Source organism: Deinococcus sp. Leaf326 (assembly GCF_001424185.1).
Classification (GTDB): Bacteria; Deinococcota; Deinococci; order Deinococcales; family Deinococcaceae; genus Deinococcus.
Map to the genome: position 1 here is coordinate 169,066 of NZ_LMOM01000043.1, position 16,407 is coordinate 185,472.

Below are 16,407 nucleotides of genomic sequence, written 5' to 3' on the forward strand. Positions count from 1 at the left end.
CAAGTAGGACGCCGCCTGGACTGGCCGCCCCCGTAATCCTTAGCGCGGCTTGAGGCTCGCCGTCTGGTCGAGGTTCAGGATCAGCCGCACCTGCACGCCGCCCCGGCGCAGCGTCATGTTCAGCCGCGTCTGCTGGCGACTCTCCGCGGTGTCCGGCAGGCCGTCGCGGCGGTAGCTGGCCGAGCCGCTGGCGCTGAGGGAAATCAGCTCGGCGCTCACGGCCGGGCGCTGGGGGCCACCCGCTCCCCTCAGCGTCCAGGGTCCGGCGGCGGCACGTGTGCCGAACAGGAATTCGCCCCGCGGTCCGGTGCCCCGGTAGGTGGCCGTGGTGGTCACGGTCAGCAGCTCACTGACGGCCTGCTCCAGCGGGCCGCTGAGGGACGGTCCGAGCAGGTCGCTCAGCAGGGTCTGGAGGTCCGCCGCGGCGACCGTGGTAGAGCTCTGCCCCGGCACGAGCGGCGCGCCGTAGAGGAACGCGGCGCCGTAGTCGGCGGCCAGCGCCAGGATGTCTGGGTCATCCAGCGCCGACAGGGCGTGGTCGAGCTGTGGGTCGGCACTCGTGAGGGTCAGTCGGCTGCCCTGTCCCGCCGGGCTGAGGTCCTGGGAGAGGCGGAAGGTGAAGGCCGGGCGGCTCTGGATGAGGGTCGTCACGAGGCTCACGCTTCCGTCCGGCCGGCGGCCGACGACCCGGGAGAACACCTTGCCGGTCCGGGTCCGGCTGCCGGTCAGGCCCGTGAACGTGCGGCGGGCGGCGTTCAGGTCGGCCTCGGTGGCGCTGCCCGCTGCGGCGGCGCTCACCTGCACGTCCACGACCGAGAGGCGGGCCGTGAAGGTCGTGACATGTTCGGTGCCTGCTCCGGCCGGAGCCCGGACACTCAGGACGGGTGGGGGACGGACCTGCGCCGCGCCGGCCGCGGCCGCAGTCGCCGTCTGGGCCAGGGAACTGCCGGCAGAAGGCGAGACCAGCAGGAGGGCGCACAGCAGCAGGCGGCCGGGTCGGTGGCGGGTCATGCCGCAGGTACGCGGGCTGGGGGCCGGGCGTTGCGGAGCCGGTAAGGGCTGGGGGGGCTCGGCCTGGGCGGGGGGCGAAGGTGGGGGCAGCTTCTGCGCCCGTGGGGGGCGGTGTGGCAGAGTAGACGGATGACCGATTCCCTGTCCTTGCCGCAAGAACAACGGCGGCCCGACGCGCGGCTCGTGGGACTGCACGCCGAACGCGGCGATCCGCAGGCCCGCCTGAGCGCCGCCCTGGCCGATCTGGAAGAAGCCGACTGGGGCCTGCTGCTGGCCGGCGAGGCCGCGCTGGCCCGGCAACTCGCCGCGCTGCTCGGCCCCGGGACCCTGCGGGTGGACGGCCGCCTGGACGTAGGGCGCGCTGCGATGGCGGCGGCCGGACTGGCCGTGGCCGACCTGCACGGCGACCTCGCGGGTGCGCGCGCCGTGTGGCTGCTCGAACCCGACGAGCGCATTCTGGAGCGGGCGCGCCGGGCGTGCGTGCGCGTCATCGTGGACGGCACGCTGGCTCCCGGCGGCGGCTGGCCCCGGCGCGGCGCCGACTACGTGGTGTACCGCGACGGCGTGACCCTGTGCGGTCATCTGGACGCGCCCTTTGCGGCTCTGTTCGGCACCGGCGAGACGCCCCACAGCGCGGCCCCCGCGCCGAGCGATCTGGGTGTGGCGCTGGCGCTGCGTGACGTGGCGACCCTGCCGCTGCGGCTGGCCCGCGCGGCGCGCACGGTGGTCAGTCTCACCGAACGCCTGGGCGGCGCGGCGCGCCCCGCCGGTCCCACGGCCCTGCTGCTTGCCCCCGACGCCGCGCCCGATTCGCTGAGCGTCCCCGGCGGCGTGCTGGCGGCCACCCGCCATGTGCCCGACGGCCTGCTGCTGACTCCTGGCCTGGAAGATACCAGCGCTGTGCTCGCCAAGCTGCGTCCGGGCACGTCCGGGGCCGGCCGGGCGGGCGGCAGTGAGCGGGCTTCGGCTTCTCAGGCCGCGCGCTCTCCCGAGCAGACCCCGCCGTCCCCCCAGACCGAGCCAGCAGCCGAGACAGCCCCCGAGGAGCCGCGCTTCGGGCGTGAGGTCCGGCGTGACCGCGACGACCGCCGCCGTTTCGAGGGGCGCCGCGACGAGCGCCGCCGCTTCGACAACCGCCGCGACTTCAGCCGTTTCCCGGAGGGCCGGGGCGAGCGTCCCCGCTCCGACCAGCCGCGCGCCGATCAGCCTGGGGCCGAGCAGGCGCAGCCCGACACCGCCCGCGCCGACTCGGACCGTACGGGGTCCGGCCGCATGGACTCCGGCCGGGCCGAACGCGGCGCGGCCGGGCGCCCGCCGGCCGACGATCTTGAGCGCTTCACCTTTGAGGCGGCGCCCGGACAGGAGGCCGTGCCGGCTCCGGTCGCGCAGGCCGCCGAGGCGGCGCCCCAGGACGAGGGGGAGACCTGGGAACCTGAGATCGTCTACAGCTCGCTGGAGCAGCCGCCCGTGCCGCTGACCCACACGGTGAGCAGTGGTCCCGACGCCCCCGACGTGACCCCTGCCGAGGCCCATGGCAGCGAGCATTACGAAGAAGTGAACGCAGCTGCCCCGGCACAGTTCCGGCAGGCAGACGAGTCCAGCGCGCCGGCGGCCCAGCCAGCGCCGGCCGAGGCGCCGCTGGTGCTGGCGCCCGACCTCCCGGCTGCGGGCAAGGTGGACCCGGCCGCCGACCTGACCGACGAGCAGGCGGCCATCTACGCCCGGCTGCGCGAGTGGCGCAATGCCGAGGCCAAGCGCCAGGAGATCAGCCGGTTCATCATCGCCAGCAACGCCACGCTGGCCGAAATCGCCCGGCGCGTTCCCTACACGCCCGAGGACCTGCGCGCCGTGAAGGGCATGGGCCCCGAGCGCAGCCGCAAGTACGGCGACAAGATTCTGGACGTCGTGCGCGGCTGAGCCGCAAGCGGCGTGCGTCCAGAGGGCCGGCCTCCGTCACAGGGGGCCGGCCCTTCGCTGCTTTATGACGGTTCCCTACTGGTCCGGGCCGTAGCGCCCTTCGCCGGGCAGGTCGGTCTCGTCCTGCACGGCCTGGGCCACCCGGCGCGCGAGCGTGAAGTCCACGGCGCCGTACCAGCCCTGCTCGAGCGCGCCGCCGCGCTCGCGGTACACGCACAGGGTGGGGCCGGCGGCGCAGGCCCCCAGACAGCCGCTTTCGGTGAGGCGCACCGTGCCGCCCGTTTTGTAGTAGGCCAGGGCGCCTTTTTCCAGCGCATTCCACAGCGCCGTGTGCAGTAGCCGAGCGCCCCGGGCTTGGCAGTTCGGGCCCTGGCAGAGCAGCAGGTGGCCGCGCGTGGGGAAGTAACGGGGGGGCATGACGCCGAGTAGAGCACCTGACCCCCGAATACGGCGAGTGGGAGGGAACGGGCAGGCCGGGCCTTGTCCTAGTCCTCCGGCACCACCAGCAGGCGGCCGGCACCCGGCAGGACTTGGACGCGCACGCCGTAGGCCGCCTCGACGTGTTCGGGGGTCAGGACGTCCCTGGGCACCCCGGTGACGAGCACCTGCCCGGCGTGCAGCAGGGCCAGGCGGTCGGCGCGGGCGGCGAGGTTCAGGTCGTGCAGCACGGCGACCACGCCCAGGCCACGCGCCGCCTCGCGCTGCACGGCCCGCACGACCTCGAGGGCATAGGCGAGGTCGAGGTGGTTGGTGGGTTCGTCGAGCAGCAGAAACTGGGGTTCGGCGGCCAGCGCGCGGGCCAGCGCCACCCGCTGCGCCTCGCCGCCTGAGAGCTCGGAAACCCGGCGTGCCGCGAACCTCCGCGTATCGGTGCGTTCCAGTGCAGCTTCCACCGCCGCCTCGTCGGCCCCGGTCCAGGGCGAGGTGGGAATCAGACCCCACTTCCAGTCGCCCGCGCCGCGCCCTAGGGCCACCACATCCCGCACCCGCGCGCCGCCGGGCAGCGCCTCGCCCTGGGCCAGATACGCCAGCCGGCGCGACCGCTCGGCGCGGCTCCAGGCCCCCAGAGGCCTCCCGGCGAGGCGCACCTCGCCCGCCTCGGGACGGCTCAGGCCCAGCAGCGCGCGCAGCAGGGTGCTCTTGCCCGCGCCGTTGGGGCCGATGACGGCCGCGAACTCGCCCGCCCGGAAGGTCAGGTCGGCGCCGCGCACCGCCGGGAACTGCCCGGCCCGGACGTGCAGGCCGCGCGCCTCCAGGGTAGGGGCCCCTGGGGCAGGCGCCTCAGTCATGCCGCCCCCGGCGCAGCAGCCACAGGAAAAACGGCCCGCCCAGCAGGGTGGTCACGATACCCACCTGCGAGAGCGGCGTGGTGCGTGCCAGCAGGTCGGCCAGCACGAGCAGCGCCCCGCCCAGCAGCGCCGAGAAGGGCAGCAGCGCGCGGTGCCCCGGCCCGAAGACCAGGCGCGCGACATGCGGCACGATGAGACCCACGAAGCCGATGATCCCCACGTACGCGACCGCGCCCGCCGTGGCGAGGCTGGCCGCCACCACGACGAGCAGCCGCAGCCGCTCGACCGGCACGCCCAGGCTGCGGGCCGTAAGGTCGCCCAGTTGCAGCGTGTCCAGGGCGCGGGCCAGCAGCATCAGCGCGCCTGCCCCCAGGCCCACGTAGGGCAGCACGGTCAGCACGTCGCGCCAGCTGCTGAAACCCAGATCGCCCAGGGTGTAGGCCAGCACCTGCCGGGCGCGGTCCTCGCCGCGCAGGATCAGGGCGGTCGTGCCCGCGCTCGCCACGCTGCCCACCACCACGCCCGAGAGGATCAGGCGGGTGGGCGCGAACCGGCGGCCCTCACGCGCCAGCGCCAGCGTCAGGCTGACCGCGCCCAGCGCCGTGACGAGCGCCGCGACCGGGATGAGGCCGCGCGCCCAGCCCCCGACGATGGCGACCGTGGCCCCCAGCGCCGAGCCGCTCGCCGCGCCGAGCAGGTACGGATCGGCCAGCGGGTTGCGGAACACGCCCTGAAAGGCGGCGCCGCACACGCTCAGGCCCGCGCCCACGAGCACGGCCATGACGACCCGCGGCAGCCGCAACTGCCACACGATCACGTCGTCGCCGATCAGGGGTTGTCCACTCAGGCCGCGCCACAGGGCCGCGAGCACCTCGCCCGGCGAGATGACCACGCTGCCAATGCCGGTGCCCAGCACGACGGCGACCAGCAACAGCGCCAGCAGCCCCGCGACCTGCGCGGCGCGGGTCCAGGGACGGCGGGCGGGGGCGGGCGGTTCGGGGAGGGCGGCGCTCATGCCCCCAGGTCCGGCACGGAGAAAGTCAAGGCCGGATCAGTGCCGCGGGAGCGAGAGCCGGTCGAGTTCTTCGCCCAGCGCCGCCGTGACGGCCTTGATCCCCCCGCGTGCCGGCAGAGGCTCGCCGAACCGCACCACCCAGCGCCGACCCTCGCGGCACAGACCCACCGGCAGGATCGGCGCGCGCGCCTTGGCGGCGATGAGGGCCACGCCGCCGTGCAGTTCCTGGCCGCCGCGCGTGCCCTCCGGGAAGATGCCCACGGTGCCGCCCTGCGCCAGGATGCGCAGGCTGTTGCGGATGGCGCCCACGTCGTTCGTCTCGCGGTCCACGGGAAAGCTGCCGCCCGCCGAGATGATCGGGCCGATGACCGGGCCGAACAGTTCCTTTTTCGCCATGAACTGCAGAAATCGCCCCGGCGGCAGCGCGCGCGCCACCAGGAAGGGGTCCAAGCCGCTGACATGTTTGGCCGCCACCACCAGGGGAGTGCCCGGCGCGGGGACGTGTTCGCGGCCGTGGACCTCGACCCGCATGCCGCGCAGGTACACCGGCAGGTGCGTGACGGCCAGGACCAGGTGGTACACCACCGGCACCACACCCGGCACGTCGCCGGGGTCGGCGGGGGGTGGGCGGGTGGGGGGCGCTGCGGAGCGGGACTCGGCCGGGGCAGGCGTGGTGCCGGCGCCGGCGTCCGCCGGAGAAGGGGCCGCGTCGTTCATACCCCGGAGCATACGCCCGCCCCGCCGGGGCCGTCGCCGCAAAAGGTCGAGACCGGCGCTCAGTCCTCCCCGCTGTCCTCGTCCGGGTCACTGGAGTCGCCGGCAGCACTGGGGTCGTCTGCGGCGCGTGCCGGGTCCCACCCGCCGCTGAGAGCGGCGCGCACCGCCCCGATCCGTGACTGACAGGCGGCGTAGGCCTCACGCGCTTCTTCCAGCAGCGGCAGCACGCGGTCGAGGTCGGCCTCGCCACCCTCGAGCTCGGCGGCGATGCGCGAGAGCCGGGCGTAGGCCTCGCGGTAGCTCAGGGACGGGTCGTTCGGAGACACGCACGCATGGTAGCCCCGCCGGGCAAAGGCAAAGGGGGCGCGGTTCACGGCGGGGCCGGCGACCCCTTTGACGGCGCGGCGTTTACCCTGGAGTATGTCTGCCGACCTTCCCGAACCTGCTCCGTCAGAGGCCCAGGCCTCCGAGTTCCAGCCTGCCGAGTACCAGCATTTCGACCTGACCGCCCTGCCCAACGCTGCGCGGTACAAACTGCTCGCCGCGTCGGTGGTCCCGCGTCCGATCGCCTGGGTCTCGACGGTCGGGGCAGGGGGAGCCGTGAACCTCGCGCCCTATTCCTTTTTCGGTCTGATGGGCTCGGACCCGCCCGTGGTGGCCTTCGCGCCGGGCAACCGCGTAGGCGGCTCGCCCAAGGACACGGCCCTGAACATCGGCTCCGGCGGCGAATTCACGGTCAATCTGGTGAGTTACGCGCTGGCCGGCGCCATGAACGCGACCGCCACCGACTTCCCGGCCGGCGAGGGCGAGCCGGCGGCGCTGGGCATCGCCCTGACGCCCGGCACGCAGGTCGGTGCGCCGCGCGTGACCCTGGCTCCCGCCGCCCTGGAATGCCGCGAGGTCCAGACCGTGACGATCGGCAACACCCGCATCGTGCTCGGCGAGGTGATCGGCCTCACCCTGCGCGCCGACGCGCTGCAGGACCCGGCGAAGTTCTACGTGGATACCGCCGCCCTGGACCTCGTGGGCCGCATGGGTGGCCCGAGCGCCTACACGCGCACCCGTGACCTGTTTCACCTCGCCCGCCAGAGCTACGCCGAGTGGCAGGCGGCCGGTGAGCCTCTGGCCCCCGCGCTGCTGGAAGAGCCGGACGCCCCTGAAATGGCCTAGGGCGTGGACGGGCCTCGGCGCAGGCCTGAGGGTGTGAGGCCCGGCCTACGGCGCCGGGACACTCAGGGCAGAGGCACGCCGCCAGCACGGTGCAGCGCATTGTCGGCCCATAGGTAACGGGCCCCCAGCGTGCGGTAGGGCGCCCAGGCCGGCGGCACGGCCGCCTGGGCCGAGGCCGGGTACAGCCGTGCGAGCCCCTGACGCAGCGCGAGGTCGCCGAAACTGAAGACGTTGGGCCGCGCGAGCCCGAACATCAGGAACATCTCGGCGGTCCAGCGGCCAATGCCCGGCAGCGCCGAGAGCTCCGCAATGATCTCCTCGTCACTCTGGCGGGACAGGTGCGCGAACTCGATCTGGCCGCCCAGCGCCGCGTCGGCCAGGGCGTGCACGGTCCGTACCTTGGCCCACGACAGGCCCAGCGCCCGCAGGTCCTCGCCCGCGGCGCGGCGTATGTCCACGGCCGTCACCTCGCCCAGAGCCGCGACCAGTCGGCCGTGGATGCTTGCCGCCGCCTTCACGCTCAGCTGCTGGCCGGTCACGCTGCGTACCAGCGTGCCGAAGGGGTCAGGCGTCACGCCCAGTACCGGCAGCTCACCTACACGCGCGGTCACCTCGGCCATCACGGGGTCAAGCGACAGGTGGGCCAGGGCCCCGGCATGGTCGGTCAGGGGAGCCGGAACAGTCTGAGGAGGCACCTGCGCATCATCGCGCTCCGGGGCAATGGCCGCGCGTCCCTCTCGACTGGATGAAGCCGCTTCTTACCTGCCGCTCACCCCGGCCGCCCAGCATGACAGTATGAGAGTTCTCACCCCCGTACTCGCCGTTGCCCTGCTGCTGCCTGTGGCCTCGGCCCAGAGCCGCATCGGGGACGTCATCCTGACCCCCATTCCGGCACCCGCCCCGGCCCGCACCCTGCCGCAGAGCGAGCGCAGCGACGTGCCAGCCGGCTGGCAGGAGATCCTGGGCCGCGTGAGCGCGCCGCGCACCGTGAACCTGCCCGCCGGCAGCCGCGTGAATGTGATCGTGGACGACCCCACGCGCACCGGCGCGGCGCGGCAGGTCCTGCGCATCAGCTTTTCGGCGCCCCGCCTCAGCGCGCCCTACCAGATCGTGTTCAACCCCTCCCGCCTCGTACCGGGCCGCACCTACGGCGTGCGCTCCACGGTCACCGACCGCCAGGGCCGCGTGCTGTACGCCAGCACGGCTTACGCCCGGCTGCCGCAGGGAACCCGCACGGCGCTGAACCTCAGCGTCAGCCCGGTGCGCTGAGCCCCAGGTCTACGGCGGGCGGCCTACAGGTTCCACCCGCCCGCTACCTCGATCTCCTGTCCGGTCACGTAGTCGCTGGCCCGCACGAAATACAGCGCGGCGTCCACAAGTTCGGCCACCGTCCCGACCCGGCCGGCCGGAATGGCGCGCAGGGGCTGCGTCACGCTCGTCTCGACGATGCCCGGCGACACCACGTTCACACTGACGCCCTGCCCCGCGAGGGTGACCGCCAGGGCGCGTGAAAAGTTCAGCACGCCGGCCTTGGCGATCAGGTAGGGGGTGATGCCCGGCCGGGCCTGGAGGCCATGCGCCCCGGCGTACCCCAGGTTTACGATGCGGCCATAGCCCGCCGCCGCCATGAGGGGCGCGGCCTCCTGACAGGTGGCGACGGTCGCCAGCAGGTTGCTGCCCAGCATGTCGGCCCAGTCGGCGTCGGTGGTCTCCAGGAGGGGCTTGTGGACATAGTTGCCCACGTTGTTGACCAGCGCCGCCAGCCCCAGCCCCCCGAAAGCCGCGTGGGCCCCGCGAACCAGCCCGCGCGCCTGCTCCGGCACCCTCAGGTCGGCCTGAAAGACGTCGGCGGGCACGCCGGTCGCGCGGCACTGCCGGGCCGTCTCCTGCGCGTCGTCGGCACTGTCCCGGTAGTGCACGGTGACGGCCAAGCCCTCGGCCGCCAACGCGGTCGCCAGCCCCCGCCCGATGCCGCGCGCCGCGCCCGTGACGAGGGCGGTGCCCCGGGGCACGCTCACGGCGTCTCCCCGAGCTGCCGGGCGAGGTCGACCAGCGTGCGGGTATAGCTGTTGAGCGGGTACTCGGCCGCCGCTTCCAGCGGGACCCAGACCCACTCGGCGATCTCCTCGTTGGGCGTCACGTCGCTGCTGGCCGTCTGGGCAAAGAAGTCGGTCAGGAGCATGTGCGCGTCGGTGTGGAACTCGGTCGAGCGCACGGCTTCCTGCGTCTGGGCGTAGCGCAGCCCAGAAATCTCCAGGCCGGTCTCCTCGCGCAGTTCGCGGATGGCCGCCGCCTCCAGCGTCTCGCCCCACTCGACCTTGCCGCCCGGCACGCCCCAGGCCCCGCGCCACTTGGTCGTGCGGACGAGGAGGACCCGGCCATCCGGTCCCCAGACGAGCGCGCCTACACACACCACCGGCCTCTGCATAGGGCAGAGGGTAGCGCGGCCGGAGGTCCGGCAACGGGCTTCCATTCGTCTGGTCCCCGTGCGTTACACTCGCCGGATGACGGTCGGCAGCGGCGAGGAAGACAACATCGGGACGGAACCACACGCACAGGTCTGGACCCTGCCGGGAGGCCTGAGCGTCGCCTTCGAGCGCCGCGCCGGACCCGGCTTCGCCTTCGACCTGCGCGTGCCGGTGGGCAGCGCGCATGACCCGGTAGGCCAGGAGGGCGCGGCGGGCGTCCTGGAGGAATGGCTGTACAAGGGGGCGGGCGGGCGTGACGCGCGCGGCCTGCAGGACGCGTTCGACGACCTGGGGGTGCGCCGCAGCGGCGGGGTGGGACCCGAGGCGACCCGGTTCGGGGCCAGTGGCCTATCGGCCGACCTGCCGGCGGCCCTGGCCCTAGTGGCCGATGTAGTGGCCCGCCCTGAATTGCCCACCCACGAGCTGCCGGTGCTGCTCGACCTCGCGCGGCAGGACCTCGAAGGGCTGGAGGACAGCCCGCCTGACCTGCTGGCCACCGAGGCGCGCGCCCTGGCCTTCGCGCGCGCGCCGGGCGAGACCCGCGCCGGGTACGCGCACCCGGCCAGCGGCACGCCGGAGGGCCTGGAGGCTATGAACGCGGCGGGCCTGCGCGCCCACCTGGAGCGCTACGGGCAGGCCGGCAGCGTGCTGGGGCTGGTGGCCGATCTGGAGCCGCAGGCGGCGCAGGCCCTCGTGACGCGCACGTTTGAGGGCTGGCGCGTGGGTGAGGACTGCCCGGTTCCGGCGACCTTTCAGGGGGGCGGCCGCCTGCACCTGCCGCACCCCGGCGGCGAGCAGACGCACCTGAGCCTGAGCGCGCCGGGCGTGTCGCCCCGTAGTGCCGAGTGGCTGCCCTGGCAACTGGCCCTGAGCGCGCTGTCGGGCGGGGGCAGCAGCCGGCTGTTCGTGGCTGTGCGCGAGGAACGCGGCCTGGCCTACGCGGTCAGTGCCTCGCCGCTCGTGCTGGGCGGGGGCGGGTTCCTGAGCGCCTACGCCGGCAGCACGCCCGGCCGCGCGCCCGAGACCCTGGCGGTCATGCTGGGCGAGCTGGAGCGGCTGACCCAGGGCCTGAGCGCCGAGGAATTCCGGCGCGCGCACACCGGCCTGAGCACGGGCGTGGTGTTCGGAGCCCAGAGCCTGCGCGGCCGTGCCCACGCCCTGACCCGCGACCTCGCGCTGTTCGGGCGCGTGCGCAGCGTGCGCGGCCTGCGGGCCCAGATCGACGCCCTGACCCTCGGTGACGTGAACGACTTCCTGGCCGGCTACCACCCCGTGCGCGGGGCGACGGTGGTGACGCTGGGGCCGGGCGACACCTTCACGCTGCCGCCGTCCATGCAGGCCCAGCCCCCGCAGCCCCAGGCCGCGCAGGAGGTGGGCGCATGACCCGCCACGTCCTCCCCGGCGGCCTGACCCTGCTGCTGGAGCCCGACGCGCATGCCCAGAGCGTGGCGGCCGGCTACTTCGTGAACACCGGCGCGCGCGACGAACGCCCGGCCGAGATGGGCGCGAGCCACTTTCTGGAACACCTGATGTTCAAGGGCTCCGAGGTGCTTGACGCCGGCGCCCTGAACGAACGGCTCGACGATCTCGGCGGCCACTCCAACGCCTTCACGAGCGAGGAGGCGACCGTGTACCACGCCGCCGCGCTGCCCGAACGGGTGGGCGACCTGCTGACCACCCTGACCGAACTGATGCGCCCGGCCCTGCGCGAGGCGGACATCGAGCCCGAGCGCGGCGTGATCCTCGAAGAGATCGCCATGTACGCCGACCAGCCCCCCGTACGTGCCCAGGACGAGCTGCGTGCGGTGTACTGGGGCGCGCACCCACTGGGCCACCAGATTCTCGGAACACCGGAAACGGTGGGCGGGCTGTCGCGCGCCGCCCTGCTGGCGAACTGGCGGCAGCGGTACGGCGCCCCCCGCGTGACCCTGGCTGTGACCGGGGCCTTCGACGAGGCCGAAGTCCTGGCCTGGGCCACGCGCGAACTGGCCGGGTGGGCCCAGGAAGGCGGCGCCCTTCCGGAAGCCACGCCGCTGCCCACCCCGGCGGGCGGCGTGCGGGTCATCTCCGACCCCACGCTGGCGCGGGTACAAGTCGTCCTGGCTGCGCCGGGCCTGCCCACCACCCACCCGCTGCGCGAGGCCGCCGCCGTGCTGGCCGACCTCATCGGCGGCGAGAACGGCGCGCTGTACTGGGCGCTGCTGGACACCGGCCTGTGCGACGGAGCCGATCTCGGCCACCTGGACTACCGCGACGTGGGCGTGTTCGAGGGCGGCTTTTCCTGCGACCCCGAGCGCACCCAGGCGGTGCTGGACGCCTTCCGGGCAGTGCTGGCCTCGGCCGACAGCCTCATCACCGAGACGGGCGTGCGCCGCTCGGCGCGCAAGGCGGCGGTGTCCACCCTGCTGCGCGCCGAGACGCCGCAGGGCCGCCTGTTCGCCCTGGGCATGGAGTACCTGGCGACCGGCGAGATCCGCACGACCGCCGACCTCGCCGACCGCTTCACCGCCGTGACTCCCGGAGACGTGCGCGAGGTGCTGCGCCTGTGCCCCCTGGGCCGGCTGACGGTGGTGGCCCTGGGGCCGGTGGAAGAGCTGCGGTAGGAGGGGAGTGGGGGTGGAAAAACCTCAGCCGCTTGCTCCCCTGACCTGCCGAAGCCTCCCGACTCACGGCCCCCCTCGCGGCGTCCCCGCCCCGGTCCAGACGAGCCGTCGTGCGCGCAGCGCGCGGGCCACGTAGGCGGGCAGGGGATTGAGGCGTCACGAGGCAGGGCCGTGCGAGCCTGCCGACATCCGGAACGACTCTTGCCCAGTGCAACGCAAAGCTCCCAGCGAAAGGCGGGCGCTCAGCCCCGGAACCTACCGCCCCCGCCGCCGCATCACCCGCTGCTCCAGCAGGGTCACGAGGCTGTAGAGCGCCACCCCGAACAGCACGAGCAGCGCGATGGCCGCGAATTGCGTGGCCTTGTCGTAGTAGGTGCCCGCCTGCTGCACCTGAAAGCCCAGCCCGCGCTGGTTCGAGTCGGTGAATTCCCACACGACCGCGCCGATCAGCGCCAGGCTGGCCGCCAGCCGCAGGCCGCCGAGCATGACCGGCAGCGCGCCGGGCAGTTCCAGGTGCGTGAGCCGCTGCCAGAAGGTCGCCCGCAGGGTGCTGAACAGCTCGTGGTACGTGCGGTCCACCTCGCGCACACCGACGATCACGGCGATGAGAACCGGGTACAGCGCGCTCAGGGCCGAGACGATGACCGAGGGCAGCAGGCCGTAGCCCAGCCACGACACGAGCAGCGGCGCGAGGATGACGATGGGCGTGCTCTGCGACGCGACGATGAACGGGCTTAGAAAGCGCTCCAGCGCCCGCCAGCGGGCCAGCGGATACCCGATGAGCACGCCTGCCAGTGCGCCCAGCAGCGTGCCCAGCAGCGCCGTGCGCGCCGTGATCCACAGTGCCCCGAACAGCACGGCCTCGCCCGCGACCAGCTTGGCCCACACGGCGGCCGGGGTAGGCAGCAGCAGCGGCTGGTTCAGGCGGACGGCGGCGAGCTGCCACAGTCCGAAGCCCAGCACGATGGCGAGCAGCGGCAGTGCCCATGACACCCGTTCGGGCCGGCTGACCTCGGCGCGCAGCCGCGTGCTGTCGCCCACCCCCAGCACGCCGCGCAGGTGGGCTTCGAGGCCCTCGGTGTAGGCGCTCGCACGGCCCTCGCCCCGCGTGTCGAGAATCTCGACGATCCTGCCGCCGCGCAGCACCGCCACCCGGTCGGCCAGCCACACCGCCTCGCGGATCGAGTGCGTGACCAGGACGGTCGTGCGCCCGGTCTTCTCGTGCAGGTGGCGCAGTTCGGTGTTGAAGCGTTCGCGGACCAGGGCGTCGAGAGCGGCGAAAGGTTCGTCGAGCAGCAGCACGTCGCCGCTCTGGGCAATCGCGCGGGCCAGGGCGACGCGCGCCCGCATCCCCCCCGAGAGCTCGGCCGGAAAGTAGCCCGCGTAGGTGTCCATGCCCACCAGGTGCAGCGCCGCCGCCGCCGAGGTGCCGCCCCCACTGCCCAGGTCGGCGGGCAATTGGACGTTGCGCAGCGCCGTGCGCCAGGGCAGCAGGCGGTAGTCCTGAAAGACCAGCGCCGGATTCGACTCGATCGCCACCACGCCGCGCTCGGGGCGCAGCAGGCCCGCGATCACGCGCAGCAGCGTGCTCTTGCCGCCACCCGATGGCCCGATGAGGGCCAGGAACTCGCCCCGGCGCACGTCGAGCGTCACGTCGTCGAGGATCTGCTCGCCCCCCAGCCGCACGCAGACGTGCTCCAGCCGGATGGGCGAGTCGGCGGTGCCGGGCCCGGCCGTGCCCGTGGTCGGCGCGCTCATCCGGCCACCCCGGCGCGTGGCCGCCCCAGCGTATTCACCAGTACCACGCCCACGATGGCGATCAGGCCGCCGGCCACACTGACGAGGTGCGGCACCTCGCCCAGCCACAGCCACCCGATCAGGATGGCGAAGACCGGGCTGATGTACAGGAACGAGGTGGTCGTACTGGCGGGCACCCGCGAGAGCGCGAAGGTCCAGGTGAGGTACGCCAGCGCCGCCGGAAACAGCCCGATGTAGATGGCCGCGAGGTGCGCGCCCAGCGGCGCCGCGCGCAGCTCGGTCCCGAAGCCCGGCAGGAAGGCCAGCAGCGGCACGGTGCCCAGCAGCAGGCTCCAGACCGTGAAGTGCAGCGGGTTCATGCGCCGCAGCAGGGGTTTCTGAAACACGAAGTACACGCTGGTGAACAGCGCCGCCGCCAGGATCAGCAGGGCGCCGCGCGTGAAGTTCACGTTCTGGCCGCTGCCCAGCACGATGAGGGCCACGCCGCCCAGGCTGATCAGTGTGCCCAGCCACCCGACCCGGTTCAGGCGCTCGCCCCCGAACCGGGTCGCCAGCAGCGCCGTGATGACCGGCCCCGCCGCGATAATGAGGCTGGCGGTGCCGGCTGGCACACTCAGTTCGCCGTAGTTCAGGCACAGGTGGTACAGCGTGATTCCGAACAGGCTCAGGCCCGCGATGCGTGCTAGGTCGGCCGGGACCGGCAGCGGAATGCGTGTCACGAGCGCGAAGATTCCCAGGGCCACGCTCGCCACCAGAAAGCGGTACAGCGTGAGGTGGCCCGGCGAGAAGGCCTCCAACCCCGCGCGGATGCCCGCGAACGCCGACGCCCAGAACACGATGGTGACCAGAATGGCGCCCAGCGAGAGCGGATCGATGGCCTGAGGGCGGCGGGTCGGGGCGGCGTTCACCCCGGCAGGGTAGAGCATGGAGAAAGCGGAAAGTGGAGTGTGGGGCGCAGCAGGCCAGCGCCCCACCCGTCTGTTCTGGGGCCTATCCCGCCAGGAGCTTGAGCCGGGTGGGGCAACCCGCTGCTTCGCCGGCTGTCGTGGTCGCGCCGGCCGGCCCGGCAAGCTGCGCCCAGTCGCGGGTCACGGCTGCCTCGTCTCCCCGGCGCTCCAGCAGGTATTCCTGCACGCGGGCCATGCTCAGTTGGCCTCCGGGCACCCGCGCGGCCAGGGCTTCGGCTTCCTCTTCACTCCAGCCGGGCCAGAAGCGGCGCAGCATTCCGGTGATCTGGTCGCGGTCCGCGTTGCCGATAAGGAGATGCCGGTCGGCGCGGCCGGGGCGAATCAGGGCCGGGTCCAGCCCCACGAGGTCGTTGGTGGTCATGAAGGTCACGCGGCCCTCGCCCGCGGCCACGCCGTCCAGAGCATTGAGCAGGCCGTTGAAACTGAGCTTGACGGTCGGCGCGCGTGGCTCGCGGCCCAGGAACACCGCGTCTATGTCTTCGAGGAGCAGCAGCGAGCGGCGCGGCAGGCTGTTCAGCAGGCTGCCCAGGCGGTCGTCGCTCAGGTCAGGCGCGGCGAGGTTGAGCACGCACACGTTCAGCCCGGAGGCCCCCGCGAGCGCCGCGACCAGACTGCTCTTGCCGTTGCCGGGCGGGCCGTGCAGCAGGTAGCCCCGGCGGTACGGAATGCCCATACCCGCGTACCACTCGCGGTCGGCGAAGAAGCTGCGCAGGTCGCCGCACAGGTCCTCCAGCAGCGCCCCACCGTAGATCAGGGTTTCCAGCGGGCGAGCGGCGCGGCGCTCGGCCAGGGTCCAGCCGTCGTACTGAGGGATGTGAATCTCGACCCGGCCGTCGGCGCGCCCGGCCGTGAAGTCGTAGGCCTCGCGCAGCAGTTCCGGCACTGCGCCGCGCGCGCCGGCCAGCATCCGGAAGGTCAGGCTGTGCGCGTAGCCCAGGGTGTGCCCGCTCTGGCCCTCGCGCTTCTGGCGGCTGGGGCGCGCGAGCATCCAGTGGCCGCGGTAACGCAGCAGCACCTGCCCGCTCAGGGGCACGAGGCGCACGGTCACGTCGTCGCCGTCGCGGTCGGTGCCCAGGGTCAGGTTCTGGCCGCCCATCTGCTCGTTGAAGCGGGTCACGACGCCCAGGTGCCGCAGGTGCCGCCCCGTGGGCTGCGCCGCGAGCCACGCCGCCAGCCAGGGAAAGGCCGCGTCGTCGCCCTGCACCTCCAGGGTCAGGGTGTAGCGGCCCTTCAGGCGGCTCCAGAGCTCGGCGGGCAGGCTGCGGGCGTAGACCGCCAGCGCGCTCAGGGCCGCGATCATCAGGCCGCCCTGGGCCAGTTCGTTGTGGGCAAGGGTCTGGGTAACGGCGCCGCGCAGGTCGTGCCACAGGCTGCCCAGGGTGGTGGTCAGGTCGGGGAAGATGGTCATGGCAGGGTCCGGCCAGGGAAAGAGGCGCCCCAGCCGGACGCGGGGGCACCCCGTCAGGCGCCTCCGGAACTGGGGGCGCGGCA

The 16,407-nt window shown here is 73.5% G+C and carries 17 protein-coding genes; 5 read left to right on the plus strand and 12 right to left on the minus strand.

Annotated elements, in window-relative coordinates; all coding sequences use genetic code 11:
- Positions 1-39: 39 nt before the first annotated feature.
- Positions 40-1,011 (minus strand): hypothetical protein, encoded by a 972-nt coding sequence (locus ASF71_RS14355; RefSeq protein WP_056301463.1) that lies wholly within the window; start codon positions 1,009-1,011, stop codon positions 40-42.
- Positions 1,012-1,140: 129 nt separating this feature from the next.
- Between ASF71_RS14355 and ASF71_RS14360 the strand changes: the two genes are divergently transcribed.
- Positions 1,141-2,928 carry an HRDC domain-containing protein gene (locus ASF71_RS14360; protein WP_056301465.1) on the plus strand — a complete coding sequence of 596 codons (1,788 nt, stop codon included), beginning with the start codon at positions 1,141-1,143 and terminating at the stop codon, positions 2,926-2,928.
- A 75-nt stretch (positions 2,929-3,003) separates the two neighbouring features.
- Here ASF71_RS14360 and ASF71_RS14365 read toward each other — a convergent pair whose 3' ends face one another.
- The 5 genes from ASF71_RS14365 to xseB form a co-directional block, all read right to left on the minus strand.
- Complete coding sequence (locus ASF71_RS14365) at positions 3,004-3,345, minus strand: ferredoxin (RefSeq protein ID WP_056301467.1); 342 nt, start codon at positions 3,343-3,345, stop codon at positions 3,004-3,006.
- Between the two features lie 68 nt (positions 3,346-3,413).
- The gene (locus tag ASF71_RS14370) at positions 3,414-4,217 is read right to left on the minus strand and encodes an ABC transporter ATP-binding protein (protein WP_056301469.1); all 804 of its coding nucleotides are present in this window, start codon (positions 4,215-4,217) and stop codon (positions 3,414-3,416) included.
- Positions 4,210-5,232, minus strand: coding sequence for an iron ABC transporter permease (locus ASF71_RS14375; RefSeq protein WP_056301474.1), 1,023 nt, complete (start codon positions 5,230-5,232; stop codon positions 4,210-4,212). The genes ASF71_RS14370 and ASF71_RS14375 overlap by 8 nt, the downstream gene beginning before the upstream one ends.
- 36 nt (positions 5,233-5,268) lie before the next feature.
- Positions 5,269-5,949, minus strand: a complete 681-nt coding sequence (locus ASF71_RS14380) for a 1-acyl-sn-glycerol-3-phosphate acyltransferase (RefSeq protein ID WP_235514479.1) — start codon at positions 5,947-5,949, stop codon at positions 5,269-5,271.
- A 59-nt stretch (positions 5,950-6,008) separates the two neighbouring features.
- On the minus strand, positions 6,009-6,275 hold the full coding sequence (gene xseB / locus ASF71_RS14385) for an exodeoxyribonuclease VII small subunit (protein ID WP_056301710.1): 267 nt from the start codon (positions 6,273-6,275) through the stop codon (positions 6,009-6,011).
- Positions 6,276-6,369: 94 nt separating this feature from the next.
- Here xseB and ASF71_RS14390 point away from each other — a divergent pair, with 94 nt between their 5' ends.
- Positions 6,370-7,119, plus strand: coding sequence for a flavin reductase family protein (locus tag ASF71_RS14390; RefSeq protein ID WP_056301476.1), 750 nt, complete (start codon positions 6,370-6,372; stop codon positions 7,117-7,119).
- Between the two features lie 62 nt (positions 7,120-7,181).
- On the opposite strand, the gene ASF71_RS14395 is transcribed toward ASF71_RS14390, so the two are convergent.
- Positions 7,182-7,739, minus strand: a complete 558-nt coding sequence (locus ASF71_RS14395; RefSeq protein WP_082506060.1) for a DNA-3-methyladenine glycosylase — start codon at positions 7,737-7,739, stop codon at positions 7,182-7,184.
- 175 nt (positions 7,740-7,914) lie between these two features.
- On the opposite strand from ASF71_RS14395, the gene ASF71_RS14400 reads away from it, so the two are divergent.
- Positions 7,915-8,388 carry a YbaY family lipoprotein gene (locus ASF71_RS14400; protein ID WP_056301482.1) on the plus strand — a complete coding sequence of 158 codons (474 nt, stop codon included), beginning with the start codon at positions 7,915-7,917 and terminating at the stop codon, positions 8,386-8,388.
- A gap of 23 nt (positions 8,389-8,411) precedes the next feature.
- On the opposite strand, the gene tmpR is transcribed toward ASF71_RS14400, so the two are convergent.
- Positions 8,412-9,137: a bifunctional dihydropteridine reductase/dihydrofolate reductase TmpR gene (tmpR, locus tag ASF71_RS14405; protein WP_082506041.1), complete on the minus strand. Its 726-nt coding sequence runs from the start codon at positions 9,135-9,137 to the stop codon at positions 8,412-8,414.
- A complete protein-coding gene (locus ASF71_RS14410) occupies positions 9,134-9,547 on the minus strand; it encodes an NUDIX domain-containing protein (protein WP_056301484.1) in 414 nt (137 codons plus the stop codon). The genes tmpR and ASF71_RS14410 overlap by 4 nt, the downstream gene beginning before the upstream one ends.
- 76 nt (positions 9,548-9,623) lie before the next feature.
- Here ASF71_RS14410 and ASF71_RS14415 point away from each other — a divergent pair, with 76 nt between their 5' ends.
- Entirely contained in the window at positions 9,624-10,970 is a 1,347-nt protein-coding gene (locus ASF71_RS14415; protein WP_056301486.1) for a pitrilysin family protein, read from the plus strand.
- The gene (locus ASF71_RS14420; protein ID WP_056301490.1) at positions 10,967-12,190 is read left to right on the plus strand and encodes a pitrilysin family protein; all 1,224 of its coding nucleotides are present in this window, start codon (positions 10,967-10,969) and stop codon (positions 12,188-12,190) included. The genes ASF71_RS14415 and ASF71_RS14420 overlap by 4 nt, the downstream gene beginning before the upstream one ends.
- A 255-nt stretch (positions 12,191-12,445) precedes the next feature.
- Here the strand turns inward: ASF71_RS14420 and ASF71_RS14425 are convergent, their stop codons facing one another.
- The 3 genes from ASF71_RS14425 to ASF71_RS14435 all read right to left on the minus strand — a co-directional run bounded on the left by ASF71_RS14425 (position 12,446) and on the right by ASF71_RS14435 (position 16,324).
- A complete protein-coding gene (locus ASF71_RS14425) occupies positions 12,446-13,948 on the minus strand; it encodes an ABC transporter permease subunit (RefSeq protein ID WP_056301492.1) in 1,503 nt (500 codons plus the stop codon).
- Positions 13,945-14,874, minus strand: coding sequence for a DMT family transporter (locus tag ASF71_RS14430; protein WP_056301494.1), 930 nt, complete (start codon positions 14,872-14,874; stop codon positions 13,945-13,947). Before ASF71_RS14430 ends, ASF71_RS14425 begins: the two co-directional genes overlap by 4 nt.
- A 64-nt stretch (positions 14,875-14,938) precedes the next feature.
- Complete coding sequence (locus tag ASF71_RS14435; RefSeq protein WP_056301496.1) at positions 14,939-16,324, minus strand: AAA family ATPase; 1,386 nt, start codon at positions 16,322-16,324, stop codon at positions 14,939-14,941.
- Positions 16,325-16,407: the final 83 nt, after the last annotated feature.